A 24,004-nucleotide genomic window follows, 5' to 3' on the forward strand; every position below is an offset into this window, starting at 1 on the left:
TGAACGCAATATGCAACAATCCCTTAGTTTAAAAATGAGATGGAAAGAATCACTGCAAGGTTTAATACAGGAAAACACATAGGTGTATTGCAGGCAAAATACTCTGTGCCTCTCTGTGTCATCGGGTCTCCGAGGTTCTTTCTCCTGACTTTCGACTCCCGACTACCGACTCAATTCATCTTCTCATCCTGAAAAATGATTTCATCAATTCACTGCATTCCGTTTGTAATATGCCTTTTACCAGTTCTGTTTTTGGATGAAAGGGAGATGTATTCCCTGTGATATGGAGGTAGCCATTCTTTTCGTCAGAAGCACCATATAATATCTTTCCTATTTTGCTCCAGTACAAGGCACCTGCACACATCAGGCAGGGTTCGACGGTTATATAAATAGTTGCTTCAGGCAAATATTTACTACCTAAAAAGTTAAAGGCGGAAGTCAGGGCAATGATCTCTGCATGTGCTGTTGGATCATTTAACTTTTCCACCTGGTTATAACCCCTGGAAATGATCTTGTTATTGATCACGATAACGGCTCCTACAGGCACTTCTTCTTCCGTGAAAGCCTGTTGTGCCTGCATCAGCGCCTGGCGCATATAATATTCATCATCCATCCCTTCGAAATTATTTATTTGTAAGGGAGTTGCAGCGTAAATCTTTTGATGGAACTTTCACCACATAGTTAATATGTGGCGTGCAACTTAGACATGGGATCCAGGCCTTCCTTTTTGCGTTGTTGTTTCAGCAAGGCTGTACCGAACGTCAGCTTCTTCGCCGTTGGTGATGTTTCATCAATCACTCTCCAGAATGGCGTGATCTTCTCCAGGGGCGTTCCTTGCCTGTAAGCCTCGTAGGCTGCTTCTGCCGCTATACGCAGGAAGATACCTGTTGTCAGCGGACAGGTAATTTCCGCATGGTATTCAGCTGCCAGGTCTTTACGAAGTGTGATGCTATCTACCTGCCTGCCTTTGGGAATCTGCCTGATATAGGCATCTACCAGCCTGGGTGTTGGTATCAGCATCATTTGCCCCGCCTTCACACCGCCAAAATCCTTCTCCACTTTTTCTATTTCCGGGCTGCGGTCAACATTCAGTTTCTCTGCCCAGGTCTTTCTTTGATAAGCACACATGGCTTGTTTTTCTTAAAAATAAAACATGCCAGTATCAAATCCAATGACCAACTTTGTTCCGGGGCTGGCACATCTTTATTATAACTTTTACGTGTACCATCAGACCATCACATTACCAGATCAACGAAAGCTGGGCTTTGCACTTTACGGGCCTGCCTCAGGAGCACCCTTGCTATATTTTCATGGCTCTCCCAGCTCAAGGCTGGAACCACTACTGTTGCAGGAATTTGGACATAACCTTGAGGCATTGCTGCTTCGTGCACATGTAAGGCTGATAGCTGTTGACCGTCCGGGGATGGGACTGTCTACGTTTAATCCTGATGGATCTTTTCTTTCTTTTGCTGATGATGTGGCGATACTGGCGCACCAGCTCTTCCTGGATCAATGTCCTGTTTTATCCTGGTCAGGGGGTGGTCCATATGCATTGGCGGTTGCACACCGTTGTCCGGAGCTGATCAGCAAAGTAGCTATAATAGCAGGCATCAGCCGTTATTTTGACGCTCCTGTATTCAGGCAAATGGGTATTAATAAATGGTATTTCCGCATGGCTAAATTCAGTCCATGGTTACTACAGCGCACCCTTGGTGTTTTATGCAGTAAAAAATTGACCAGGCCTATACCAGAAAGACTAACAGGGTTTCCCCATATTGATTATGAGCTGATCAGGGATGTGAAGCATCTCAATGCACTTGCAAATCTTACCTATAAGGAGGCTTGTCGAAATGGAACTACTGGTGCGGTGTATGAAGCACGCCTGTATTGCAGGGAGTTTGGATTTCCCATTGCAGACATACGTCAAACAGTACATTATTGGTGGGGCAATTTGGATAGCAGTGTATCTGTCATTCATGCTGAAACTATTGAAAAAGAAATATCTTCTGCCATCATGCATTACCGCAATGGCGAGGGCCACCTGTCCATGTTTCAAAAAGGTTTCCCCGAAGCATTACAAATATTTTTAAATAAGTCAGCTGTTACTGCCTCATAAAGAAATTAGTTTTTGAAAGTAAATTGCAATATGACGCTAACCGTTAGGATGGCCACTAAAGATGATGCTGTTTTAATTGCTGATGTGAGCAGGCAAACATTTTATGACACATTTGCTGCTAACAATACGGCTGAGAACATGGAGCTGTTCCTGTCTAAACAATTCACCAGGGGGAAACTTATATTAGAAGTGGGTTCTTTTGGTAATACTTTCCTGCTGGCAGAGGAAGATGGCGAAACGGCCGGCTATGTAAAGTTGCGTGAATCAAGACCACCCTGGTCATTGGGAACTATGAATGCTATTGAAATTGCAAGGCTCTATTCTGTTGTTGATAAAATTGGAAAAGGAGTGGGTAAGGTATTAATGCAGGCTTCTCTTGACTGGTCAAAGGAAAAAGGCGCACAGGCAGTTTGGCTGGGTGTGTGGGAAAAGAATCAAAGGGCCATAGATTTTTATACTAAATGGGGTTTTGAGAAATTTGATGAAACGGATTTCCTGCTGGGCAAGGACCTTCAAAGGGATTGGCTGATGCGTAAATTCCTCTAAACATAAAGCCCTGGTTACGGGCTTGTTTTTTGCTTACATATTGCAATGGCAATTTTATGGAAGTATCTCCATCCCCAGCGCTGGCTAATATTGCTGTCTCTCGCACTGGCTGGTATCAGCCAGTTGCTTAACCTTGTTGACCCGGTTATTTTTGGTAAGATCATCGATGAATATGCTACCAAACCTGGTAATCGCACGGAACATGAACTGGTAAGTGGTATAGTATGGTGGCTGGGAATAGCCATTGCTGTAGCCCTGGTGGCCAGGATAGCCAAATCTTTCCAGGAATACTTCACACGCCTGGCTGTGCAGAAATTTGGTATGCAGATCTTCAATGACGGGTTGAAACAAACCCTCCGTCTTTCCTTCCAGGAATTTGAAGAACAAAGAAGTGGTGAAACACTTTCAGTGCTGCAAAAGGTTCGCACCGATACACAACTGTTCATCAATGCCTTTATCAACATACTGTTTTCTTCGGTGGTGGGTCTTGGTTTCCTCATCTGGTATAGCATTACAAAAAACTGGATGCTGATCCCTGTTTTTGTAATTGGCATTTTGGTATTGGGCTCACTTACAGGATTGTTAAGCAAGAAGATCAAGACCACGCAGCGGTCTATCAACCGCGAGACCAATAAAATGTCAGGAGTTATCACCGAATCATTGCGCAATATTGAATTGGTAAAAAGCCTGGGATTGACCTTTCCCGAAATACGAAGGCTCAAAGATCAAACGCTGAAGATCTTTGAACTGGAAATGGTGAAAGTGAAAAAGGTGCGTTCTCTTACTTTCATGCAGGGCACCACTTTAAGCATTTTGAAACAGTCGATCCTGTTTATACTTCTCTGGCTCATATTTCGAAAAGTATTAACAACCGGGGAGCTTATTACCATGCAATTTATTTCCACTTCCATTTTCGGTCCCCTGCAGGACCTTGGAAATATCATCTTAAGTTATAGGGAGGTAGAGGCCTCTGTTCATAGTTTTGACAACCTTATGCACAAGCCCATTGAGCAACGGCCTGAGAATGCAGTGCATATTGGCGAATTGAACTCTATCCGTTTTGAAGATGTTGTGTTCAGGCATAAAACTGCAGGACACAATGCCGTAGATGGAATTTCCTTTGCGGTGAAAACAGGTGAGACCATTGCATTTGTGGGACCATCAGGGTCGGGTAAATCAACCCTGGTAAAGCTGCTGGTGGGCTTATATAAGCCTGTCCAGGGTGATATTTATTTTAATGATCACTCGGCCCAACAGATACGGTATAATGAATTACGCCGGCAGATAGGATTTGTGACACAGGATACACAGCTTTTTGCGGGTACTATCAGGGAAAATCTTTTGTTTGTGAAGGCTGATGCTACTGATAATGATATCAGGGAAGCCTTGCACAAAGCTTCATGTGAACAGTTGTTGAAAAGATCATCTAAAGGAATAGAAACTGTGTTGGGGGAAGGAGGCATGAAATTGTCGGGTGGTGAGAAGCAGCGCATATCCATTGCCAGGGCATTGTTACGTCACCCACGACTCCTCATTTTTGATGAAGCCACTTCAGCACTTGATTCGTTGACAGAGGAAGAGATCACTAATACCATTCGCGAAGTATCTAAAAGCCAGGAACAGATATCTATACTGATTGCTCACCGGCTCTCTACCATCATGCATGCTGATGTCATCTATGTATTGGAAAAGGGAAAGATAGTTGAAACAGGCAGCCATGATGACCTGCTGCTACAAAAAGGATTGTATTATGCCATGTGGCGCCAGCAAGTGGGAGAGAGGAGAGAGAGTCTGGTAAAAGAACCTGGTATTAACGAATGATCTTTTTGAACAGGTTCAGTTTGCCTTTGAAAGGAGGGTATTTAATTCCGGGATCAAACCAGGTTGGCGTTTTCATGATTGCCTTACTGTGGCTGAAAACATCAAATGAATAACGGCCATGGTACTTACCTATGCCACTATTGCCCCTGCCTCCAAAAGGAAGGTTGAAATTGGTAAGGTGCCAGCTGGCATTATTGATACAACCGCCCCCAAACGGAACTTCTTCTATCCATTTCTTTTCCGTGCTTTCACTGCTGGTAAATACATATAAGGCCAGTGGATTGGGATTGAGGTTTACAATGTCCCTGGCTTCTTCAAAACTGGTAAAGGAAAGAATGGGAAGTACAGGGCCAAAGATCTCATCACCCATTACAGAAGTATGCAGGGGTACCTGCTCCATCAAAGTGGGTTGCATATGCAGTGTGCCTGCATCATGTGCTCCACCATAAATGATGGTGCCCTGGTCCAGGTAATGCTGCAGCCTGTAGAATTGTTTTTCGTTAATGATCTTCCCGTAATTATAACTGGAAGAAGAATCTTCTGAAAAGAACTGCTGAATGCAATGAATGAGTTCTTTTATCAAGGCATCTTTTATGGAGGCATGCACCAACACATAATCAGGGGCTACACACATTTGCCCTGCATTTGAAAACTTGGTCATGGCAATGCGTCGCGCAGCCACTTTAAGATTGGCATCCGCCTCTACGATGCAGGGGCTTTTACCTCCCAATTCCAACGTAACAGGCACCAGCTTGCTGGCAGCCATTTGGTACACCAGTTTTCCCACCTGGGTGCTCCCGGTGTAAAACACATGGTCAAACCGGAAAGACTCCATCAGTTGTGGTACCACTATAGCTCCATCGCCTTCTGCATACATTATATAATCAGGTGGGAAGGTTTCTGCGATCAGCTTTTTCATGACCGCAGCAGTGGAAGGTGCAAATTCACTGGGTTTTAATACCACGCAATTGCCAGCAGCGATAGCGCCTGCTAAGGGTGTAAATAATAATTGGAGAGGATAATTCCATGGACCAATGATCAATACGGTGCCAAGCGGTTCCTTGTACACATAACTCCTGCTGGGAAGGTTCAACAGGTTGGTAGGCACTTTTTCTCTTTGCATCCATTGGCGCAGGTGCTTCAATGTATGGTTGATCTCGGCCACAAGGAAACCTATTTCTGTCACCCAACTCTCTTCAGGGCTTTTTTTAAGGTCAGTATACAAGGCTTCGTAAAATTCTTTTTCATACTTCAACACAGCTTTTTTAAGCTTTACCAATTGCTCTTTCCGGAAGGCATAGGGCCTGGTAACACCTGTTTGAAAAAAGGCAGCTAATAGCCCGGGTTCTGCAATTATTGGAGGATGAACTGCCATAGTTTAAAAGTACTGTATCGCTGAACAAGATGGATCAGTTTTTAAACCTTTGGGGGCTGTTAGGGAAACTTGACAATTCTGTGTGCCCTTCTTCCTAAATTTGACCCTTCAATCTAACTAATGAAAATACACAAAGAAGGTTTTCAAACTATTGTCATCAGTACTGTTATAGTGGCTGTTGTGGTCTTACTGACCGTGTTGCTGGTGATGCCACGATACCCGGTATTGGGTTGGATCATTGCAGTGGGCATTACGGGGCTGTTGATCTTCATCCTATCCTTTTTTCGCATTCCCGGCAGAGTGCATACAGAGGGAGAGGATGTGATTGTGGCTCCCTGCGATGGAACGGTGGTGGTTATAGAAGAGGTGCAGCCAGATGAATACTTCAAAGACAAGCGTTTGCAGCTTTCCATTTTCATGAGTCCATTAAATGTGCATGTTAACCGGAATCCTGTGAGCGGTGAAGTGTTATACAGTAAATACCATCCGGGAAAATACCTGGTGGCATGGCACCCGAAATCATCAACTGACAATGAAAGACATTCTGTAGTCTACAGGCAGGGTGACAAGGAAATGCTGGTGAAACAAATTGCCGGCGCTCTGGCCAAAAGGATCGTCAATTATCTAAAGGCAGGTGATAAAGTGCAGCAAGGTGCTGAAATGGGCTTTATTAAATTTGGTTCCAGGGTTGACCTGATATTACCACTTGATACCAAGGTTGAGGTTAAAATCAACCAAAAGGTAAAGGGTGGTGTTACTGTATTGGGGAGATGGTAATTCTAAAAAATTGTCTTACCTTATATTGACAAATTCCTGATGGAAATGGTCATAACCTCCAGATCAACCATCACTGCCAGGATAACCAATTAAATGTTTGCGGATGAAAAAGAAATTATTAGTGGCAGGAGTAGCATTGCTGACTACAGCAGCTGTAACAGCAACTGTGCTTACTACCAGCCACCGGAAACCAACAAAGGACACGGGCAAATGCACCATGAAGAAAGCGACACACTGCAACAGGGCTTCTAATGTTGCTTGCTATTGAAGGAAAAGTCCCGCTGCTGCGGGACTTTTTTTTATAAATACAAATTAGTCAAATAAAAAGGAGCAACCTCGATGGGTTGCTCCTTTTAAAATTATAGCAGCCAAACTTACTTTCTTAGTGTCAGTTCTTTTACTATCTGTGGCGCTCCGCCCAGTTTATCTATACACCATAATACATAGCGTATATCCACACAAATGGTGCGGTTAAGATCTTTATCAAAAGCCATCTTATGGCTCAATGCCTCGTAGTTGCCATCAAAAGCAAGTCCCAGTAATTCACCATTGCCATTGATAACAGGAGAACCTGAGTTACCACCTGTGATATCATTGGTAGTGATAAATCCAACTACTAAATTGTTAGTGCGGGCATCTTTATATTGACCGTAGTCTTTTGCTTTCAGCAATTCTATTTCTTTGGCCGGCAGGTCAAATTCATAATCTCCCGGAACATATTTCTCCAGTATACCTTTTGAAGTAGTCACGTAATCATAATGCACGGCATCCCTGGGATTATAAGAAGCTACCTTACCATAAGATACCCTCATGGTGAAAGTGGCATCAGGATACATTACCTTTTTGGGGTTCATTTCTCTTACACCTTTCAGGTAAAGCCTGCCCCATTCATTATTCCTGGTTACAAATTGCTGGTACAATGGAAGGTATTTTCCCTGCCAGTTACGTAAAATGGTATTCACCAGGTTATAAGCCATATCCTGCTGAAGTGTATTGGCATCCGGGTTCTTTACAAAATCATTCCATTTGGCATCATCCAGGATCATGGTATTTTTAAAAATGGCTTCTGCATACTTCTTATAAGTGTTAGCATTATCCAGGGAGCCATATTCATTTCTGATGGCGGGGAATAAAGCCTGTGGCTGCTGATCTTTTGGAACTTCATTGTAATACATCTGCAATACAGTGCCTATGATATTCTGGTCAGAAGCCTTATTCTCACTTTCCAGGAAATTTTTCCTTGATGCATTAGCGGCATCTATAACCTTACGGATGGCATCTGAAGAAACACCTGGCTTCACCATAGTATTTTCCACCTGTTGCAGGCTGGCTGCAAAGGCAAGCAATGGTGAGCCTAATATGCCTTCATTAATGAACATGCGATGCGCGGCATATGGTCTCCAGTCATTATAGGCAGTTTCCAGGTCTTTAAAAATGTCCTTATACTCAGGTTTGTTAGCTGCCCATTTCAAAAACTCCTGCTCCTGTTTTTTCTTTTGGCCATAAACATCATATTTCAACAACTGCTTTGTTTCTCCATCAAAGAACTTCCAGTAATTGGCAATGCCTGCATAGTCAGATGCTAACTGCAATTTGATGGCAGGGTCGGTCTTCATCTGCTCAAACATGTATTTCAGGCGCATGTCACGCAGCTTCACCAGGGTTGGGTTATTGATGTCAGTTGACAATTTCACACCCAGGGAAGATTCATAACGGTTGGTGCCACCAGGGTAGCCCCAGATCATAGTAAAGTCACCTTCTTTTACACCCTTCATGGAAACAGGCAGGTACCATTTTGGCTTCAAAGGCACGTTAGATGCACTGTATTTGGAAGGCTGGCCATCTTTTGTGCCATACACACGGAAAATAGAGTAGTCACCGGTGTGACGGGGCCACTCCCAGTTGTCAGTATCGCCACCAAACTTACCAACAGCTTCTGGTGGTGCGCCTACCAGGCGAACGTCAGTATAACGCTGGTAAACAAATGCCAGGAACTGGTTGCCTTTAAATAATGGGCTGATCCTGGTCTCAATATTCTTATCAGGATCGGATAAGCGTTTGTTGATGGAAGCCAAAACAGAAGACTGCCTTGATGCCCGCTCAGCACCGGATAGTCCTTTCAGGGAATCTTCCACTTCTTTGGTCACATCATCTATGCGCACCAGGAACTGTACGGACAAATTGCCCCCAGGTATCTCTTCACCATTGTTTTTGGCATAGAAACCATCGCGGAGGTAATTATGTTCCATAGTGCTTGCTCCTGCAATAACACTATAGCCACAGTGGTGATTAGTGAAGATCAGGCCTTGAGGGCTTACCAGTTCACCGGTACAGCCACCGCCAAAAATAACAATGGCATCTTTCAAGGAAGCCTTGTTTACACTATACAATTGTTCCTTGGTGAGTTTCAAACCCTTTTTCACCATATCGTTGTAAACCTGCTGGCCCAGTAACAAGGGCAGCCACATTCCTTCATCAGCCGCAGCTTTGAATACTACGGAGATGCTCAGCGTGAAAACGATTAAAAGTTTTTTCATCATGTTTGTTTTTTGGTATTACCGTCAGAATTGCGGGATTGGCAAACCTACTTAAAAATGCCATGTGCCACCCCGTTTGGTTTATTGAACTATTTATGATTTTGCGCACCTTCCGGGCTCAACCTTCGCTCTTCCCGGGTTCCGGCATAACTACTTCCTATCTCCTCCCTATCAAAGGCATGGATACTCCGTGCAGGTACGGAGTATCCCGGGCGTAGATAGGAAGGAACCTGGGCGTAGCTATAGAGGAGACCGGTCGGAGGCCGGACTTCTTATTTCTTCCGGATGGCTGTAACAGGAAGACTGAAGATTGCTGCCAGGAGTTGTGCAGGTGCTGTTAATTGATTTAAAAAAACAATGCATAAGGCCTTGCTTTCAAAATGATGTTGTGGATTAACAGGTCAGGGTCTTAACAAAAAGGCAGCACTTGTTACATGCTGCCTTTTCTGATCTATAATAGGTTTTATTAAGAAGCGGGAGTATTCAGCACTTTCCACAACAGGTCTTTCATTTCCTGGATATTATAGTTGGTGACTGAAGAAAGGAAAATATGCGGGATGTCCGTAGGTAATTCCTTCTCGATATCCCTTCTCAGTTCTTCATCAAGCATATCGCTTTTGCTGATGGCGATAATGAATTGCTTGTGCAATAATTCGGGATTGTATTCTTCCAGCTCGTTTACCAATATTTCAAATTCTTCTTTATGGTTCTTGCTGTCTGCGGGTATCAGGAAGAGGAGTACAGAGTTGCGTTCAATGTGACGGAGGAACCGGTGTCCAAGGCCTTTTCCTTCAGCCGCCCCTTCAATGATACCGGGGAGGTCGGCAATGCAAAAGCTTTTGCCATCCCTGTATTCCACCATGCCCAGCTGGGGAACAATGGTAGTAAATGCGTAATCTGCTATTTTTGGTTTTGCAGCTGTCATCACTGAAAGAAGGGTTGATTTGCCGGCATTCGGAAAGCCAACAAGACCAACATCAGCCAATACCTTCAATTCAAGCACTTTCCAGCCTTCCTGGCCGGGTAAACCTGGCTGGCAATGTTCGGGTGCCTGGTTGGTTGGGGTTTTGAAATTGGTATTGCCCAAACCTCCTTTACCACCGGGAAGCCATACCTGCTCTTCACCGTCTGCCAGTATCTCCACTTCTTTTTCGCCGGTTTCCTCGTCCCGGGCAATGGTTCCCAGGGGCACTTCCAGGATAATATCCTTACCATTACGGCCTGTTCGGTTGTTATCACTGCCTCTTTCGCCATCTTCGGCCAGTACGTTCTTATAATAACGTAGGTGTAATAATGTCCATAGGTTGCTGTTACCTCTTAGTACAATATGGCCACCACGGCCGCCATCACCGCCATCAGGGCCGCCCATGGCTGTTAGTTTATCGCGCCTGAAATGCTTAATGCCCGCACCACCATGACCGCTTTTACAAAAGACCCTGATCTGGTCTACAAAATTGCTTTTCTCCAAGAGGTATCTATTTTTGCTGTTTTACAAAGATACCGGTACAACTATCATTGCCATATGAAATCGATTTTATTAACTTCTTTAATTGCACTGGCCGCTGCAGGAAAACACTGCAACAAAGACCGTGTGACTGCATTGCCTTCCTGTATTCAACAAAAGATAGAAACCATAAAGAAGGAACCTAAATGGAACCCTCCTGCCGAAGTATATGAATATAACTATAAGGGTAAAAGGGTTTTTTACTTTTCCAGCAATTGCTGCGATCAGTACAATATTGTAGTGGATGAACAATGCAATCAAATATGTGCACCGAGTGGTGGCTTAACTGGAAAGGGCGATCTGAAATGCCAGGACTTCAAAGACAGTGCACGATTGGTAAAGCTGGTGTGGAAGGATGAGAGATAAAAGATGTTATAACTAGGTATCCTGGCATCTGGATGATATGTAATCGCAGCCAATAAAAATTGACCATTATTTCACAAATTCTATAAGCAATCATATTTACCAATCGCCTGAGGCCCCACCACCAGAAAATCCACCTCCCCCATCTCCGCCAAAACCTCCAAATCCCGAAGAGCCAGAGCTGTCACTATTAAAATAATCACCGTAAGTGGAAGCAAAATAACTGCTTCCGATACCTAAATACACACCATTTACAGTATTTTGTTTGATATATCTCTTTTTATATCTCCATGCCCAAATGCTAAAGCCTAGCAATCCTAAAACAATTCCACCAATTGCATAATTACCAAGACGATCATATTTAGCTTTCCTGGTTTCAAATTCCATTCTTGACTGTAATTCAGGTGAGAGTGGGCCATTGTTTACCTCTTCAAAGAGAATATTGGGAGTTGTATCATTAGAGTTGTACGTTGAATCAATTTCCATATGTGGTGCTGCACCCAATTCAATTTCAAGACTGGAAATCAATAACTCCAATGCATTATAATATTGCTTTTCTGCCAGGTAAGGTTTCAGGCCTTCTATAATAGCAAAGGCTTTTATATCAGGTATCTCACCTTCAAGGTTTCTTGCGACTTCCAGCCTGTGCTTACGCTCATTTAGTGCAGCCACATAGACGAGACCGTTATGGTTATTTCCCACCTTCCATTTATTTCCAACAGTGCGTGCAAAATCTTCTAAGCTCATACCACCTGGCAGATCATTGATCAGTAGAACTGCCAACTGCACCGTCGTTTCTTTTTCAAGATGTAAAATATGTTCGTTCAGTTTTTGGATTTCTCCAGGCTGTAAATTGTTGGTGTAGTCATTAATATAGGTATTAGGCTTGGGATCTGGAATTTGGCCAAAACATAAAAGTGGAAAAAATACTACCAGGTGGATTAATCTAAGCATTAGTTTTTTGGGGTTACCCATATAAGAACTGTGAAAAATACCATATCAAAGGGCTATATCCAAACTGTCTTATCAAAGTTTTTAAAGAATTTCCCTGAGTAAGTTGGTGTGTTGGATAGTGAATTTTTTATTGATAATATGTAATATGGATAGTGCTTGCATCTTTTTCTAAAAGCTCATTATGACCAAAATATGTATGTTTTTAGTCTGCTTAATAACTAGTTTCATTAGCCAGGCACAAGCTAAAAACTTTATTGACCAACCATACCTTGAAGTAACTGGCAGTGCTGATACCTTAATTGAGCCAGATGAGATCTATATTAATATTATCATTTCTGAAAAAGATAATCGGGACAGAATTCCGGTTGAAGAGCAGGAAACCAGGATGTTAGCGTCTTTCAAAGAGATAGGCATAGATATAGAAAACAACCTGAGTGTAAACTATATGGGAAGTAATTTCAAGTATATCTTACTGAAGGGAAAGGAGGTTATTAAAACAAGGCAATATGTATTAAAAGTGAAAGATGCACGGACGGCTGCACAAGTTTTCTTACTCCTGGAGCAATTGGATATTTCAAATTCTTCCATTCAGAAAGTAAATTATTCTGCCATAAATTCCCTTAGGAATATTATGCGAAATAAGGCTGTGGCAAATGCCAGGGAAAGAGCTATTGCTTTAACTTCCGCACTGCAACAAAATGTTGGTAATGCTATTTATTTAGTTGACATTGATAATAACAATTTGGCAAATCAACTTTATGGAAGTCAATTACAAGATGTGGTGGTAACTGGTTATACAGTAAAGCTTAAAGGATTAACGCAAGGATCTAATCCTGGCGTAGAATTCGAGAAAATAAAAGTATCCGCGTTAGTAGGTGCCAAGTTTCTATTAAAATAATACCTTGAAAATAAAAAAACGCTGGCTTACGGGCCAGCGTTTCGTCAGAGGGTTCAGGTTTACTGAACCAACACTTTTTGAGTAAATACTGATAATTTTTCTTTATCGAAAACCTTAACCAGGTAGGTTCCTCTTGCATGGCTCCTGCTGATACCCATTGTTTCCACCTGGTCTTCCTGGTTTACAGTTACTTTTCTTTGAAGCACACTGCGGCCCAGCACATCTGTCAGTTCAATGGTATATTCCCCATCAGGCACTTTGTTGAATTGAACTGTAACATTATCATTGATCACAGGATTAGGGTATACTGCGATAAGTTTGGCAAATTTTTCTGTTGGGGCAAACCTTGTCAGTTGAACATTTACCAATTCTGGTCTTATTGTTTTATTACTTCTCAGGTAATTACTATTAGCCAGGTCTGAACTCTTATATACACTGTTGGTTCCCTTGTAAGCCAGTGCCGTCCAGTCTTTAGGATTTACTATATAATAAGCGCTGGCATCCACAGCACTGCTCACCAATAGAGATCCTTCAGGATCAACCACAGCACCATTTACAGTAAATGTAGGAGGCAGATTTTTAATATTACCCAGGTAGGTGGCCACCTTAGTTTCTGTATTCACACGGAATACAGAGTTACGTGCAGAAAGAATGAATAGGTTACCATTGTCATCTGCTATCATATCACCACCGTAAGACGAACAGCTGTTATGAATGGAAATATTGGTATTGGAGGCATCATCTACCAGCGAGCCTAATTGCTCAATAAATGGTTTCTTGCCTGTGGTGAACCTGATGAAGGTGTTGCCATCATTGCTGATCGCATATCCATTTCCGTCAGGAGCTATCACCATGCGGGTGATGACCTTCGACTGGTCATTATGCATATCTCCACTGTTGCTGAATGGTTGCCCGGTGATATAATAAACCTTCATTGTCTTCAGGTCAATATACCGGAGCTGATCAACGAACATTGGTGTAAAGTACAGCCGGTTGTGTCTTCTGTCATAAGCTGCAGCTGCCACGCCTGTACCAAAAGGAGTTTCCAGCAAAGTGCCATAGCGGGCATCAGGTTGTTGTTTTATTTCTTTTTGGGTAATAGCATCATATATGCTAACACGATTGTCAGTTCCATTCAGAATTACATTGCTGTATTCACCTGTTTGCAGGTCCAGTTTACGTAAGGCATTCCAACCGGCACCTTCTTTAGTGAGATCGGTAATGGCATAAGCAAAACGGTCACGTTGGGCATTTATTTGGGTGGAGGAAAGTGCAAGGGAGGCAGCAATGAGAAATGGTATAATTCTTCTCATGATCTTTTTGGTTTAGCGGTTAATTATGGCTTTAAATTACAAAATATTATTACAGGAAGTTCTTTTTGACAGATGACAGGTATCAGCTTTTTTTAAATGGTTTATAGTCAATGGGTGAGGTGAACTGCTGAGGTATCACTTCGTTTAATGGTTCACAGATTTTGAGAGTTTCCTGGCATTGTTGGGGTAATTGCTGGTAGATGGAAGTGCCTTCAGACTTCCAGTTCATCATTTCATCACTCACTGGTTTTATGATACGTGCTGGATTGCCGGCTACCAAAGACCTGGCAGGAATTTTCTCCCCTTGCCTGATGAAGCTTAGTGCACCCACAATGCATTCGTCCCCCAGCTCCACTTCGTCCATGATTACAGCATTCATACCGACCAGGCTATTACGGCCAATGGTTGCTCCATGGATAATGGCCCCATGACCGATGTGTGCATTTTCCTTTAACAATACAGTGACACCAGGGAACATATGTACCGTACAATTCTCCTGCACATTGCAGCCATCTGAAATAATGATCTTTCCCCAATCTCCACGAAGCGCACAACCGGGTCCGATATACACATCTTTTCCAATAACTACATTGCCGGTTACCGCAGCCTGGGGATGAATGAAGGAAGATGGATGAACCACCGGTTTAATGCCATTGAATTCATAACAAGCCATGCCACAAACCTATATGTTTTTTTGAAGCTTCTACCTGTCACAGGCAATTCATTTGCGGGTCTTGAAAAATGCCTCCCTGGCAAGAAAAAATAAAAGTAATAAGGATATGGTAGTAAGCAGCAATTTCCCGATCAGGCCAAACTGCATCACTTCGTAAACAGAAAAGGCTTCTAGTAATAATGCGGGCAACTTGCCTGTAGAACTGGCAATTAGGAAGGTGAGTGCAGATACTCTCCCAATGGAAGCGGCAAAAGTGACCAGCCCGGAAGGGACATATGGTATAAGTCGAAGTGCCAGTATAAGCAGAAAAGCCTGCCTGCCTTCTGCTTCGGTTAATCGCTGAACCTTGGGGTATTTTTGCAACTGGATTGATATGCTTTTCTTAAATCCTGCCCTGTACAGGAGGAAGGCGATAATAGCTCCCACCGATTCCCCGATAAAAGAAATGGCGGTGCCTTCCCAAAAACCAAAAAATAAGATATTGGCCGCAGTGATAAAAAAGCTGGGAATAACTCCTAATAAGGCAACGACAACACTAATGAATATGCTGATCAGCAATGCTGCATGGGGATATTGCTGGAACAGGTGGAGAATGGTTTCTTTCATTAAAGCACGGGTTTACCTGTTCTGAAACAAGTGCCTTTAAATAGTCCTACCTGCACATTGTTCTGATTATATAAGGTTACCAGGTAGACACCGGTGCTTTTGCCATTGTGTAATTCTTTGGCTTCTGCCACCAGTTCATCGCCGGGCATTAATGGCTTTGTGAAATTGATGCTGGTATCTAATGCAAGTGATAGGTTATTCCTGTTGTTGCAGGCAAAAGCAAAGGCACTGTCGGCCAAAGAAAATGCCACACCACCATGCACTACGCCCAGGCCATTGATCATATCTTCTCTTAGTTTCATCTTTGCCTTGCAATAGCCTTCGCTGACCTCCATGATCTCTATTCCCAGCCACTGGCTGAATTTGTCGAGGCGGAGCATGTGGTGGGAGATAGAACTAGGTGTAGAACTAGGATTCATAGGATTTGATGATATTTAGTTGACAGGTTGACAAGTTAACAAGTTGAAATGGAGTTCTATGGATCGATTTTCTTTTCGATATAGTGAATGTATCCATTTAAAAGTTTTTCAACTTCAGCAATTTTTGCCTTGTATTCATTAAGTACTGTTTCTGTAATATAATTTTCATCCAGGGCATCTATAAGGTGGTTCAGGGTTTCACTTAAAGATCCTCTTGCTATAATACAGAAACGTAGTCTATCTGGATAAGTGCGACGGCCATGTCCCTCGGCTAGTTGGGAATTGACAGACCTTGAACTTCTTACTAATTGGTCGCAGAGCCTGAATTTTTCTTCCGGAGGAAATGTCAGGGTAAGTTTCCTTATATCAATTTTCAATGCCCTTGCTTTTTTCCAAACTTCAAGATCTTCAAAGTTTTGGTAACTCATAAGCTAATATACTTATCAACTTATCATCTTGTTAACCTTTCAACCAGCGGTTTATTCCCCCGTAAAATTTGGATTTCGCTTTTCCAGGAAAGCCTGCACACCTTCTTTGAAATCTTTGGTGGCCGAGGCTCTTTGCTGAAGTACTTCCTCAGCATGGAGTTGTTCTTCAAAACTGCTGATAAAACTCTGGTTCAGGGCTTTTTTGGTCAGGGCCAAAGCTTTGGTGGGCAACTGCGATAAGGTTGTAGCTATGGCTATTGAGTCTTCATTGAAAGTTTCATCAGGTAGCGTTTTGTAGATCATTCCCATTTTTTCTGCTTCATCGGCAGATAATTTATCGCCCAACATGGTTAATGCAAAGGCTTTTTGAAGACCAACAAGGCGGGGTAAGAAAAAGGTTCCACCGGTATCGGGTACCAGGCCAATTTTGGAAAACGCCTGTATGAAGCTGGCAGATCTTTTAGCTACTACGATATCACATCCTATTGCCAGGTTAGCGCCAGCACCAGCAGCTACTCCATTAACAGCTGCCATTACAGGTTTTTCCAGGTATCTTATTTTACTTATGATAGGATTGTAATGATCAGAAACAATGTTAACCACCTTGGGACCTTTAGGGTCAACTACTTCATCCAGATCTTGTCCCGAACAAAAAGCTTTACCAGCGCCCGTGATATATACACAACGTATGGAAGGGGCTTTGCACTCTTCAAGTTTTTCCTGCAACAGGAGGGCCATTTCCCGGTTAAAAGCATTATACTTTTCCGGGCGGTTGAGCGCAATAAAAGCTATGGAATCCTTTATCTCAAATAAGATAGATGACATGGTAAATGATTTGGTATTGTAAAACTAAAAGAAATATGCGGGCGTCAGTGACACTTGAAATAATCGAAAGCTTCTTTGCAGTCAAGGCAGCGATACATGGCCTTGCAGGCTGTGGATCCAAACTGGCTGATCAGTTCTGTGTGATAGGAATTGCACCGCGGACATGCCACTGCTTCCTGGCGAAACATTTCGGTTGTGCAAAACTGTTGCTTTGGATTAGGGGGTGCAATGCCAAAGGCTTTTAATTTTTGCTTGCCTTCTTCACTCATCCAGTCGGTAGTCCAGGCTGGTGACAACTGCTGGCGTACGGAAATGTCCCGAAAGCCTTTTTCTATCAACTTCAACCGGATATCCATGGAAATGACATCCATGGCAGGGCAACCTGAATAAGTTGGGGTGATCACAACATCAATATGGTTGCCGGTGATGGTAATGGAGCGTATGATACCCAGGTCAATTACGGAAAGGACAGGTACTTCGGGGTCTTTTACTTCTGCCAGTATTTGCCATATTTCCTTTTCTTCCGGCATTACCAGGTAGCATTTGGATAAGTTCTTTGCAATTGCTGCATTTCTGCAAGCAGGTAGCCCATATGTTCTGTATGTCTTCCTTCCTTACCTCCGTGCTGCATCCAGGAAGGTGTAGGAACATCCAGTAAAGCCTGCTGGAATATAGTACGGACTTTTTCCTGCCATGGTTCTTTGTATAACTGCGGATCTTTAATAACCCCTTGCTGCACTACTATCTGCTCATAAGCAGCAGGAACAAAAAGCTCTCCCGTGAACATCCATATATCAGCCAGGGCATTGTTCAACCGGGTATTGCTTTCTTCCGTTCCATCTCCCAGGCGTATCACCCATTCACTGCTCCAACGCAGGTGATAGGATACTTCTTTAACTGATTTCTCTCCTATAGCTGCTAACTGGTTATCAGTACTATGCAATAGATCCTGGTAAAGGTTCATCAGGAAGGCACTATAGAAAAATTCCTTCAGCACTGTGAAGGCCCAATCGCCCCTGGGGAGTTCAGTTAGCAACACATTCAGAAACTGGTGTTCTTCTCTAAGAAATGCAAGGTCATCTTCCTGTAACTCACGCTGGAAAGATTTCCAAAGCCGTGGGATGTATTTATCCATTGCTGCCTTTTCCGTTTCCGGGGCATTATTATACAATGAAGCAGCATACTGGTATAAATTTCTTGATTGACCCAGGTAATCCAGTGCAATATTGGTGATGGCAATATCCTGTTCCAGCACAGGCCCATGGCCCGTCCATTCACTATGGCGTTGGCCCATCAGGAGGGTACTGTCAGCAAGTTGAAGGGTATATAGAAATAATTCTGTTGTTGGCAAGTTGAACAATTAAAAGTTATAGTTTGACAGGCCTCACATATGTGTCAATTCATCCGGCAGGTCATAAAAGGTGGGGTGACGGTACACCTTATCATTGGCTGGCTCGTAAAAACTTTCGGCATCATCAGGATTGGATGCATGGATGTATTTACTTTCCACTACCCAAATGCTAACGCCTTCCTGCCGGCGGGTATACACATCCCGAGCATTCTCAATGGCCATCCGTGCATCGGCTGCATGTAGCGAACCTACATGTTTATGATCCAGTCCCTGTTTGCTGCGAATAAACACTTCCCAAAGAGGCCATTCATTGGCAACAGGACTGTGCTGGCCTGCTCCGGAAGGCATTTCTTTGTCGCCATAATCTCCATAGTAGTATTTGATAATTGTTTGATTCATTATTCCTGGCTTTCTTGTTCTTTAATATTGAGGTTGTTGCTTGTTTAAAGCAGCATTGATCAGGCAGCCTGTTGTTTCTCCCTGAGCACTCTTTTCTCAGCGTGGGCTTTGGCAGCTTCACGTACCCATGCACCTTCCTCCCAGGCTTTGCGGCGTGCATCAAGGCGTTGTTTATTACAGGGACCATTTCCACTTACCACATTCCAGAATTCTTCCCAGTTGATCTTTCCAAAATCATAATGCCCCCTGGCCTCATTCCATTTAAGTTCGGGGTCCGGCAGTGTCATATCTAAAAGCTTCACCTGTTCTGCGATCATATCTACAAAGCGCTGCCTCAATTCATCATTACTGAAGCGTTTGATCTTCCACTTCATGCTGGCTTCAGTATTCGTGCTTTCGGCATCATGAGGTCCAAACATCATAATGCTTGGCCACCACCACCTGTCAATTGCATCCTGCACCATAGCCCTTTGTTCCGGTGTGCCATTACTGAGAACCAACAGGCTTTCAAATCCCTGGCGCTGGTGAAAACTTTCTTCTTTACAAACGCGGATCATAGCCCTGCTATATGGTCCATAGGAGGTTCGGCACAGTGGCACCTGGTTCATAATGGCTGCTCCATCTACCAGCCAGCCAATGGCGCCCATGTCGGCCCAGGTAATCGTCGGATAATTAAATATGGATGAATATTTGGCTTTGCCGCTGTGCAGTTGTTCTATCATTTCATCCCTGGTGATACCAAGGGTTTCAGCGGCACTATACAAATAAAGGCCATGACCGGCTTCGTCCTGCACTTTGGCTATCAGTATTTGTTTGCGTTTTAAGGAGGGTGCACGGCTGATCCAGTTTCCTTCGGGGAGCATGCCAACAATTTCACTATGTGCATGCTGGCTTATTTGACGGATAAGGGTCTGGCGGTATTTACCAGGCATCCAATCCCTGGGCTCAATGCGAACCTCGGCATCCACCTTATCCTGGAAATTCTTTTCAAGTTCCTGTGTAGTCATATAGCATTTCGTTACCACAAATTTAATGAAACCATTTCCCCTTTGGTGTTAATTCCGGAAGAGCTTAAAAGCATATGTTTTTGCCAATTGATACTTAGCAACAAGTATTTTCTATGAATGCAGCTGGTACTATATAGAATAGGGCCAGACTGGTGAAAGCATCAGTTCATAAGGTAAGGGATTTAAAACTTCTGCCAAGTTAGGTACCTGATAGATTATTTGCTGTGAAATAGAGCTATTACAATATATCTTTAGTTTTTAATTTAAGCGAATGAAACCCATTGCTGCACTTATTTTCTTGCTGTTTACGCTTGGCTTGCATGCCCAGGTCAATATTGCGGTTACCGATGCTTCTGTAGTAAAAGATTCCACAGGCAGGGTGTACCCGTTACAGGAATGGCGAAAGCTATTCAACAGCGGTGATTATGGATTGAGACCAGAAAATCCTAATGACCAAAAGAGCGCTTTAATATTAATGAAATTGAGTGAGAATGCCATTGATGCTGAATACTCAAAAATGCCTAAGCCCAAGGAAAGTAATTTTTTTACAACCGGGAAGAAATTAGAGCTATTTACTACAAAGGATCTTAATGGGAATCCTGTGGACCTGGTCAATGCAAAAGGAAAGATCATTGTATTGAACTTTTGGTTCATCAATTGTGGCCCCTGCCGCCGGGAAATACCAGATTTGAACAAACTGGTGGAACATTTCAAAGACAATAAGGACGTTCTTTTTATAGGCGTATCACTGGACTCTCCCAAGGATATTGCAAACTTCCTTACTAAAATGCCATTTAACTATACCATGGTTGAGGGCGGGGGTATGATCGCTTCTAATTACGGGGTCAGGTTCTACCCAACACATGTGGTGCTGGATCCTTCAGGGAAGGTATATTTTCATACTTCAGGGCTGGCGCCAAACACAGTTTACTGGGTGAAAAGGTCCATTAATGAATTGCTGCAAAAATCCGCACCAGGGATTGCAGCTCATTGATCATCGTGCATCAAAATCAACTGTGATCTTTTCAGATCTTGGGTGCGACTGGCAGGTAAGGATAAAACCCTTTTCCACTTCCTCGGGTTCCAGTCCCCAGTTTACGTCCATGGTCACTTCACCCTCGGTAAGCCTGGCCTTGCAGGTAGTGCATACACCACCTTTACAAGCATAGGGAAGGTCTGCTCCTTTCTCCAGCGCCGCATCCAGTACACTTTGTCCTTCATAGGCGAGGTCAAAATCAAAAAGGATCCCATCAAGCTTCACCTGCACCCTGGCTGTAGCGCCTTGTTCCTCAATAGCTTTTTCATGTGTATCTATTCCTGTTGTTTTTTGCCCCGGAACAGTAAATAATTCAAAGTGCACCTTATCAGGGGCAATGCCTTTGCCTGCCAGGTAACCTTTAATGCAAAAGATCATTTCCTCGGGACCGCAAATAAAGAACTCATCGCAGTGTTGGGCATCTATCAGCTTTGAGAAGAGAAGATCTAATTTATTTGTGTCGATACGTCCATAATTAATTTCTGCATCTGATCTTTCCCTGCTAAGAATATGATAGATACGGAACCGGTCAATGAATTTATCCTTCAGGGCTTCCAGTTCTTCTTTAAATATGATGGAATTCTTGGTGCGGTTTCCATAAACCAGTGTAAACTGGCTTTTAGGTTCTGTTAATAAGGTGGTTTTGATGATGGATAATATTGGTGTGATACCGCTGCCAGCTGCGAATGCTACGTAGCTTTTCTTTTGCTCGGGGTACAATTCAGTGTAAAACTTTCCCGTAGGAGGCAACACTTCCAGTTCATCCCCAGGTTTTAATTCGTCATTAGCAAATGAAGAGAACAGGCCGCCTTCTACTTTCTTTACAGCCACCTGCAGTATATTGTCAAAAGGGCTGCTGCAAATAGAATAATTGCGTCGAACTTCTTCTCCATTGAACTTTTTGCGGATGGTGAGCGTTTGTCCCTGTTTGAAGCGGAATGTATCCTTCAATTCTTCAGGAACAATAAAACTGATGGAAACACAATCATCTGTTTGCCTGTCTATTTTTTCAACACGAAGGGAATGGAAATGGATCATATAGCCTCAATAGCGCCAAAGATAAGGATGCAGCCATCAAATGATTATAGGCCTGCAGGTACTTTGTTTCAATTTCAATTGAATCATATTACCTTAGGAGCACATACAACCAAAACTTACACTACATGAAAAGAATCTTTTTCCTGCTTGCCCTCAGTTGCCTGTTCCAGCATGTAAACGCCCAGGCCGGCGATGCTGCAAATAATGAGCATTATATCCCTTTTACCATCATAAAATGGAATCCTTCCAGTCTTTATTTTGGCAAAATAGGTTTGATGGGAGAATACAATTTCAAAAAGAAGAAATCTGTAACCTTTAATATTGGTATTCCCATAAGCAAGACAACATCAGTTAGAATAGATGATAAGGACCGGGAGGTGGAAATGAAGACCTTTTCCGTCATGGGTGGCTATCGTATGTACCTGGGTAATGCAGCAATGGCAGGAATGTATTTTGAGCCCTACCTGAAGTATGTAAAAAGTGATGGATCAACCATCCTTGATACAGATCTAGATGGCAAGCCAACCAATTTTGCCACCACGAGCGCCTATAAAGGATTTGGAGTTGGTGCACAATTAGGTGTTCAGTTCCTGATAGCCAAAAGAGTAGTGATTGATTTCTTCTTCCTGGGACCTGAAGCTAACAGCGCTACCCATAAAGTGGTTATGCACGATATTACCTCCACAGATCCCTGGGATGCGCAGGATGCTGCAGATGCCCAGGCAGAGATCAATAGCTCTATTGGAGACCTGCCCATAATTGGCGATAAGCTGAATGTGGTGGTAGATCCAAATGCCAAAACAGTTTCATCGGACTACAGCGGTTTTTTGCCCGGTCTGCGGTTTGGGCTTTCTATTGGTGTGCGGTTTTAACACGGGGTTTACATAAAAGGGCATTCCGTGAAAAGGTAACAGGCTATAAACACCAAATAATTAAAGGCAGCTTATTAAAATTACTTTAGGTTTGCACGCCGTATAAACGTCCGTGTTTCCTGGCCTGTTTAAGTATGCTACAGGCTTTGAATAGTGGTAATCTCTAATCTAATTTAAACTAGAAATGTCTTTAATCGTTGTTGGTACAATGGCATTTGATGCTATTGAAACTCCTTTTGGAAAAAGTGATAAGATCATAGGTGGTTCAGCTACTTATGTAGCCTATGCAGCTTCAAATTTCATTAAGCCGGTGCAGCAGGTATCTATTGTGGGATATGATTTTCCCGAGGCTGAAATGAATGAACTGAAGGAGCGGGGTGTAGAGGTAGAAGGTGTAGAAATAGTACCGGACAAACCTTCTTTTTTCTGGGCAGGGAAGTACCATATGGACATGAATACCCGCGATACACTGGTGACTGACCTGAATGTACTCGCTGATTTTAACCCTGTTATTCCAGAGAGCTACCAGGGAGCAGAGTTCCTGATGCTGGGCAACCTGATGCCAAAACTTCAAAAAGCGGTTATTGAGCAATTGAGAGAGCGCCCTAAACTTATAGTACTGGATACTATGAATTTCTGGATGGAAACCGCTTTAGATGACCTGAAAGAAGTGCTTACCATGACGGATGTTTTATTGGTGAACGATGGGGAGGCAAGAGAACTTAGTCATGAGTTTTCCCTGGTAAAAGCAGCCAAAAAGATCCTTACTATGGGCCCTAAATACCTGATCATTAAAAAGGGTGAACATGGTGCTTTATTGTTTCATGGCGATGAGGTGTTTTTTGCTCCCGCCCTGCCCCTGGAAGACGTCTTTGATCCAACAGGAGCAGGTGACACATTTGCCGGCGGCTTCATTGGCCATCTTGCAAAGACCAGGGACATTTCTTATGAGAATATGAAGACTGCTATCATCGTCGGTTCGGCAATGGCCAGCTTCTGCGTGGAGAAATTTGGCACACAACGAATAAAAGAAATTACAAAGTCAGATATTGACCGCCGCTTACAGCAGTTCCAGGAACTGGTAAGCTTTGACATAGAACTGGTATAACACCATTTGTTCAAATAATTATAAGAGCCTACCTGTTA

The 24,004-nt window shown here is 43.1% G+C and carries 27 protein-coding genes; 10 read left to right on the plus strand and 17 right to left on the minus strand.

What is annotated here, in order from left to right; all coding sequences use genetic code 11:
• Positions 1 to 175: 175 nt before the first annotated feature.
• The gene (gene tadA / locus BUA53_RS17140) at positions 176 to 613 is read right to left on the minus strand and encodes a tRNA adenosine(34) deaminase TadA (RefSeq protein WP_072836621.1); all 438 of its coding nucleotides are present in this window, start codon (positions 611 to 613) and stop codon (positions 176 to 178) included.
• Positions 614 to 681: 68 nt separating this feature from the next.
• Complete coding sequence (locus tag BUA53_RS17145; protein ID WP_072836622.1) at positions 682 to 1,128, minus strand: hypothetical protein; 447 nt, start codon at positions 1,126 to 1,128, stop codon at positions 682 to 684.
• A gap of 25 nt (positions 1,129 to 1,153) precedes the next feature.
• On the opposite strand from BUA53_RS17145, the gene BUA53_RS17150 reads away from it, so the two are divergent.
• The 3 genes from BUA53_RS17150 to BUA53_RS17160 are packed head-to-tail and all read left to right on the plus strand — an operon-like array spanning position 1,154 to position 4,483.
• Entirely contained in the window at positions 1,154 to 2,116 is a 963-nt protein-coding gene (locus BUA53_RS17150; RefSeq protein WP_072836623.1) for an alpha/beta hydrolase, read from the plus strand.
• Between the two features lie 30 nt (positions 2,117 to 2,146).
• A complete protein-coding gene (locus tag BUA53_RS17155; protein ID WP_084080216.1) occupies positions 2,147 to 2,662 on the plus strand; it encodes a GNAT family N-acetyltransferase in 516 nt (171 codons plus the stop codon).
• 45 nt (positions 2,663 to 2,707) lie between these two features.
• Positions 2,708 to 4,483 (plus strand): ABC transporter ATP-binding protein, encoded by a 1,776-nt coding sequence (locus tag BUA53_RS17160; protein ID WP_072836625.1) that lies wholly within the window; start codon positions 2,708 to 2,710, stop codon positions 4,481 to 4,483.
• Here the strand turns inward: BUA53_RS17160 and BUA53_RS17165 are convergent.
• Positions 4,473 to 5,858: an aldehyde dehydrogenase gene (locus BUA53_RS17165; RefSeq protein WP_072836626.1), complete on the minus strand. Its 1,386-nt coding sequence runs from the start codon at positions 5,856 to 5,858 to the stop codon at positions 4,473 to 4,475. The genes BUA53_RS17160 and BUA53_RS17165 overlap by 11 nt on opposite strands.
• 120 nt (positions 5,859 to 5,978) lie before the next feature.
• On the opposite strand from BUA53_RS17165, the gene BUA53_RS17170 reads away from it, so the two are divergent.
• Positions 5,979 to 6,635 carry a phosphatidylserine decarboxylase family protein gene (locus BUA53_RS17170; protein ID WP_072836627.1) on the plus strand — a complete coding sequence of 219 codons (657 nt, stop codon included), beginning with the start codon at positions 5,979 to 5,981 and terminating at the stop codon, positions 6,633 to 6,635.
• 103 nt (positions 6,636 to 6,738) lie between these two features.
• The gene (locus BUA53_RS21280) at positions 6,739 to 6,903 is read left to right on the plus strand and encodes a hypothetical protein (RefSeq protein ID WP_175546107.1); all 165 of its coding nucleotides are present in this window, start codon (positions 6,739 to 6,741) and stop codon (positions 6,901 to 6,903) included.
• 106 nt (positions 6,904 to 7,009) lie between these two features.
• Here BUA53_RS21280 and BUA53_RS17175 read toward each other — a convergent pair whose 3' ends face one another.
• Together BUA53_RS17175 and obgE are read right to left on the minus strand one after the other, a co-directional pair.
• On the minus strand, positions 7,010 to 9,175 hold the full coding sequence (locus tag BUA53_RS17175; RefSeq protein ID WP_245793196.1) for a S46 family peptidase: 2,166 nt from the start codon (positions 9,173 to 9,175) through the stop codon (positions 7,010 to 7,012).
• A 463-nt stretch (positions 9,176 to 9,638) separates the two neighbouring features.
• Positions 9,639 to 10,640, minus strand: coding sequence for a GTPase ObgE (gene obgE / locus BUA53_RS17180; RefSeq protein WP_072836628.1), 1,002 nt, complete (start codon positions 10,638 to 10,640; stop codon positions 9,639 to 9,641).
• Between the two features lie 54 nt (positions 10,641 to 10,694).
• Between obgE and BUA53_RS17185 the strand changes: the two genes are divergently transcribed.
• Positions 10,695 to 11,042, plus strand: a complete 348-nt coding sequence (locus tag BUA53_RS17185) for a DUF6970 domain-containing protein (protein ID WP_245793198.1) — start codon at positions 10,695 to 10,697, stop codon at positions 11,040 to 11,042.
• A 96-nt stretch (positions 11,043 to 11,138) separates the two neighbouring features.
• Here the strand turns inward: BUA53_RS17185 and BUA53_RS17190 are convergent, their stop codons facing one another.
• Entirely contained in the window at positions 11,139 to 11,993 is an 855-nt protein-coding gene (locus BUA53_RS17190) for a TPM domain-containing protein (protein WP_072836629.1), read from the minus strand.
• Between the two features lie 181 nt (positions 11,994 to 12,174).
• Between BUA53_RS17190 and BUA53_RS17195 the strand changes: the two genes are divergently transcribed.
• Complete coding sequence (locus tag BUA53_RS17195) at positions 12,175 to 12,891, plus strand: SIMPL domain-containing protein (protein ID WP_072836630.1); 717 nt, start codon at positions 12,175 to 12,177, stop codon at positions 12,889 to 12,891.
• A gap of 59 nt (positions 12,892 to 12,950) precedes the next feature.
• Here the strand turns inward: BUA53_RS17195 and BUA53_RS17200 are convergent, their stop codons facing one another.
• From BUA53_RS17200 to paaA, 10 genes are all read right to left on the minus strand, one after another.
• Positions 12,951 to 14,204 (minus strand): T9SS type A sorting domain-containing protein, encoded by a 1,254-nt coding sequence (locus tag BUA53_RS17200; RefSeq protein ID WP_072836631.1) that lies wholly within the window; start codon positions 14,202 to 14,204, stop codon positions 12,951 to 12,953.
• An 82-nt stretch (positions 14,205 to 14,286) separates the two neighbouring features.
• On the minus strand, positions 14,287 to 14,877 hold the full coding sequence (locus tag BUA53_RS17205) for an acyltransferase (RefSeq protein WP_072836632.1): 591 nt from the start codon (positions 14,875 to 14,877) through the stop codon (positions 14,287 to 14,289).
• A 48-nt stretch (positions 14,878 to 14,925) separates the two neighbouring features.
• A complete protein-coding gene (locus BUA53_RS17210; RefSeq protein ID WP_072836633.1) occupies positions 14,926 to 15,483 on the minus strand; it encodes a TVP38/TMEM64 family protein in 558 nt (185 codons plus the stop codon).
• Positions 15,483 to 15,902 carry a PaaI family thioesterase gene (locus BUA53_RS17215; protein ID WP_072836634.1) on the minus strand — a complete coding sequence of 140 codons (420 nt, stop codon included), beginning with the start codon at positions 15,900 to 15,902 and terminating at the stop codon, positions 15,483 to 15,485. Before BUA53_RS17215 ends, BUA53_RS17210 begins: the two co-directional genes overlap by 1 nt.
• 56 nt (positions 15,903 to 15,958) lie before the next feature.
• Complete coding sequence (locus BUA53_RS17220) at positions 15,959 to 16,330, minus strand: four helix bundle protein (protein ID WP_072836635.1); 372 nt, start codon at positions 16,328 to 16,330, stop codon at positions 15,959 to 15,961.
• 51 nt (positions 16,331 to 16,381) lie between these two features.
• The gene (locus BUA53_RS17225) at positions 16,382 to 17,155 is read right to left on the minus strand and encodes an enoyl-CoA hydratase-related protein (RefSeq protein WP_072836636.1); all 774 of its coding nucleotides are present in this window, start codon (positions 17,153 to 17,155) and stop codon (positions 16,382 to 16,384) included.
• Between the two features lie 44 nt (positions 17,156 to 17,199).
• Entirely contained in the window at positions 17,200 to 17,685 is a 486-nt protein-coding gene (paaD, locus tag BUA53_RS17230; protein ID WP_072836637.1) for a 1,2-phenylacetyl-CoA epoxidase subunit PaaD, read from the minus strand.
• A complete protein-coding gene (paaC, locus tag BUA53_RS17235; protein WP_084080226.1) occupies positions 17,685 to 18,506 on the minus strand; it encodes a 1,2-phenylacetyl-CoA epoxidase subunit PaaC in 822 nt (273 codons plus the stop codon). Before paaC ends, paaD begins: the two co-directional genes overlap by 1 nt.
• 33 nt (positions 18,507 to 18,539) lie before the next feature.
• Positions 18,540 to 18,905: a 1,2-phenylacetyl-CoA epoxidase subunit PaaB gene (gene paaB / locus BUA53_RS17240; RefSeq protein WP_084080218.1), complete on the minus strand. Its 366-nt coding sequence runs from the start codon at positions 18,903 to 18,905 to the stop codon at positions 18,540 to 18,542.
• A 59-nt stretch (positions 18,906 to 18,964) separates the two neighbouring features.
• A complete protein-coding gene (gene paaA, locus BUA53_RS17245; RefSeq protein ID WP_072836639.1) occupies positions 18,965 to 19,912 on the minus strand; it encodes a 1,2-phenylacetyl-CoA epoxidase subunit PaaA in 948 nt (315 codons plus the stop codon).
• A 271-nt stretch (positions 19,913 to 20,183) separates the two neighbouring features.
• On the opposite strand from paaA, the gene BUA53_RS17250 reads away from it, so the two are divergent.
• The gene (locus BUA53_RS17250) at positions 20,184 to 20,906 is read left to right on the plus strand and encodes a TlpA family protein disulfide reductase (RefSeq protein ID WP_072836640.1); all 723 of its coding nucleotides are present in this window, start codon (positions 20,184 to 20,186) and stop codon (positions 20,904 to 20,906) included.
• On the opposite strand, the gene paaE is transcribed toward BUA53_RS17250, so the two are convergent.
• Positions 20,907 to 21,986 (minus strand): 1,2-phenylacetyl-CoA epoxidase subunit PaaE, encoded by a 1,080-nt coding sequence (gene paaE / locus BUA53_RS17255; RefSeq protein WP_072836641.1) that lies wholly within the window; start codon positions 21,984 to 21,986, stop codon positions 20,907 to 20,909.
• 125 nt (positions 21,987 to 22,111) lie between these two features.
• Here paaE and BUA53_RS17260 point away from each other — a divergent pair, with 125 nt between their 5' ends.
• Together BUA53_RS17260 and BUA53_RS17265 are read left to right on the plus strand one after the other, a co-directional pair.
• Positions 22,112 to 22,858: a DUF3575 domain-containing protein gene (locus BUA53_RS17260; protein ID WP_072836642.1), complete on the plus strand. Its 747-nt coding sequence runs from the start codon at positions 22,112 to 22,114 to the stop codon at positions 22,856 to 22,858.
• 184 nt (positions 22,859 to 23,042) lie between these two features.
• Positions 23,043 to 23,966 carry a PfkB family carbohydrate kinase gene (locus tag BUA53_RS17265; protein ID WP_072836643.1) on the plus strand — a complete coding sequence of 308 codons (924 nt, stop codon included), beginning with the start codon at positions 23,043 to 23,045 and terminating at the stop codon, positions 23,964 to 23,966.
• The last annotated feature ends 38 nt before the right edge of the window (positions 23,967 to 24,004 follow it).

The sequence above is a fragment of the Flavisolibacter ginsengisoli DSM 18119 genome (assembly GCF_900129295.1).
In the GTDB taxonomy this organism is placed as follows: Bacteria; Bacteroidota; Bacteroidia; order Chitinophagales; family Chitinophagaceae; genus Flavisolibacter; species Flavisolibacter ginsengisoli.

Excerpts from the sequence above, each read along its gene's own strand:
- tadA (WP_072836621.1), bottom strand. The coding sequence starts at position 613 with ATGGATGATGAATATTATATGCGCCAGGCGCTGATGCAGGCACAACAG.
- BUA53_RS17145 (WP_072836622.1), bottom strand. The coding sequence starts at position 1,128 with ATGTGTGCTTATCAAAGAAAGACCTGGGCAGAGAAACTGAATGTTGAC.
- BUA53_RS17150 (WP_072836623.1), top strand. The coding sequence starts at position 1,154 with ATGCCAGTATCAAATCCAATGACCAACTTTGTTCCGGGGCTGGCACAT.
- BUA53_RS17155 (WP_084080216.1), top strand. The coding sequence starts at position 2,147 with ATGACGCTAACCGTTAGGATGGCCACTAAAGATGATGCTGTTTTAATT.
- BUA53_RS17160 (WP_072836625.1), top strand. The coding sequence starts at position 2,708 with ATGGCAATTTTATGGAAGTATCTCCATCCCCAGCGCTGGCTAATATTG.
- BUA53_RS17165 (WP_072836626.1), bottom strand. The coding sequence starts at position 5,858 with ATGGCAGTTCATCCTCCAATAATTGCAGAACCCGGGCTATTAGCTGCC.
- BUA53_RS17170 (WP_072836627.1), top strand. The coding sequence starts at position 5,979 with ATGAAAATACACAAAGAAGGTTTTCAAACTATTGTCATCAGTACTGTT.
- BUA53_RS21280 (WP_175546107.1), top strand. The coding sequence starts at position 6,739 with ATGAAAAAGAAATTATTAGTGGCAGGAGTAGCATTGCTGACTACAGCA.
- BUA53_RS17175 (WP_245793196.1), bottom strand. The coding sequence starts at position 9,175 with ATGATGAAAAAACTTTTAATCGTTTTCACGCTGAGCATCTCCGTAGTA.
- BUA53_RS17185 (WP_245793198.1), top strand. The coding sequence starts at position 10,695 with ATGAAATCGATTTTATTAACTTCTTTAATTGCACTGGCCGCTGCAGGA.
- BUA53_RS17190 (WP_072836629.1), bottom strand. The coding sequence starts at position 11,993 with ATGCTTAGATTAATCCACCTGGTAGTATTTTTTCCACTTTTATGTTTT.
- BUA53_RS17195 (WP_072836630.1), top strand. The coding sequence starts at position 12,175 with ATGACCAAAATATGTATGTTTTTAGTCTGCTTAATAACTAGTTTCATT.
- BUA53_RS17200 (WP_072836631.1), bottom strand. The coding sequence starts at position 14,204 with ATGAGAAGAATTATACCATTTCTCATTGCTGCCTCCCTTGCACTTTCC.
- BUA53_RS17205 (WP_072836632.1), bottom strand. The coding sequence starts at position 14,877 with ATGGCTTGTTATGAATTCAATGGCATTAAACCGGTGGTTCATCCATCT.
- BUA53_RS17210 (WP_072836633.1), bottom strand. The coding sequence starts at position 15,483 with ATGAAAGAAACCATTCTCCACCTGTTCCAGCAATATCCCCATGCAGCA.
- BUA53_RS17215 (WP_072836634.1), bottom strand. The coding sequence starts at position 15,902 with ATGAATCCTAGTTCTACACCTAGTTCTATCTCCCACCACATGCTCCGC.
- BUA53_RS17220 (WP_072836635.1), bottom strand. The coding sequence starts at position 16,330 with ATGAGTTACCAAAACTTTGAAGATCTTGAAGTTTGGAAAAAAGCAAGG.
- BUA53_RS17225 (WP_072836636.1), bottom strand. The coding sequence starts at position 17,155 with ATGTCATCTATCTTATTTGAGATAAAGGATTCCATAGCTTTTATTGCG.
- paaD (WP_072836637.1), bottom strand. The coding sequence starts at position 17,685 with ATGCCGGAAGAAAAGGAAATATGGCAAATACTGGCAGAAGTAAAAGAC.
- paaB (WP_084080218.1), bottom strand. The coding sequence starts at position 18,905 with ATGAATCAAACAATTATCAAATACTACTATGGAGATTATGGCGACAAA.
- paaA (WP_072836639.1), bottom strand. The coding sequence starts at position 19,912 with ATGACTACACAGGAACTTGAAAAGAATTTCCAGGATAAGGTGGATGCC.
- BUA53_RS17250 (WP_072836640.1), top strand. The coding sequence starts at position 20,184 with ATGAAACCCATTGCTGCACTTATTTTCTTGCTGTTTACGCTTGGCTTG.
- paaE (WP_072836641.1), bottom strand. The coding sequence starts at position 21,986 with ATGATCCATTTCCATTCCCTTCGTGTTGAAAAAATAGACAGGCAAACA.
- BUA53_RS17260 (WP_072836642.1), top strand. The coding sequence starts at position 22,112 with ATGAAAAGAATCTTTTTCCTGCTTGCCCTCAGTTGCCTGTTCCAGCAT.
- BUA53_RS17265 (WP_072836643.1), top strand. The coding sequence starts at position 23,043 with ATGTCTTTAATCGTTGTTGGTACAATGGCATTTGATGCTATTGAAACT.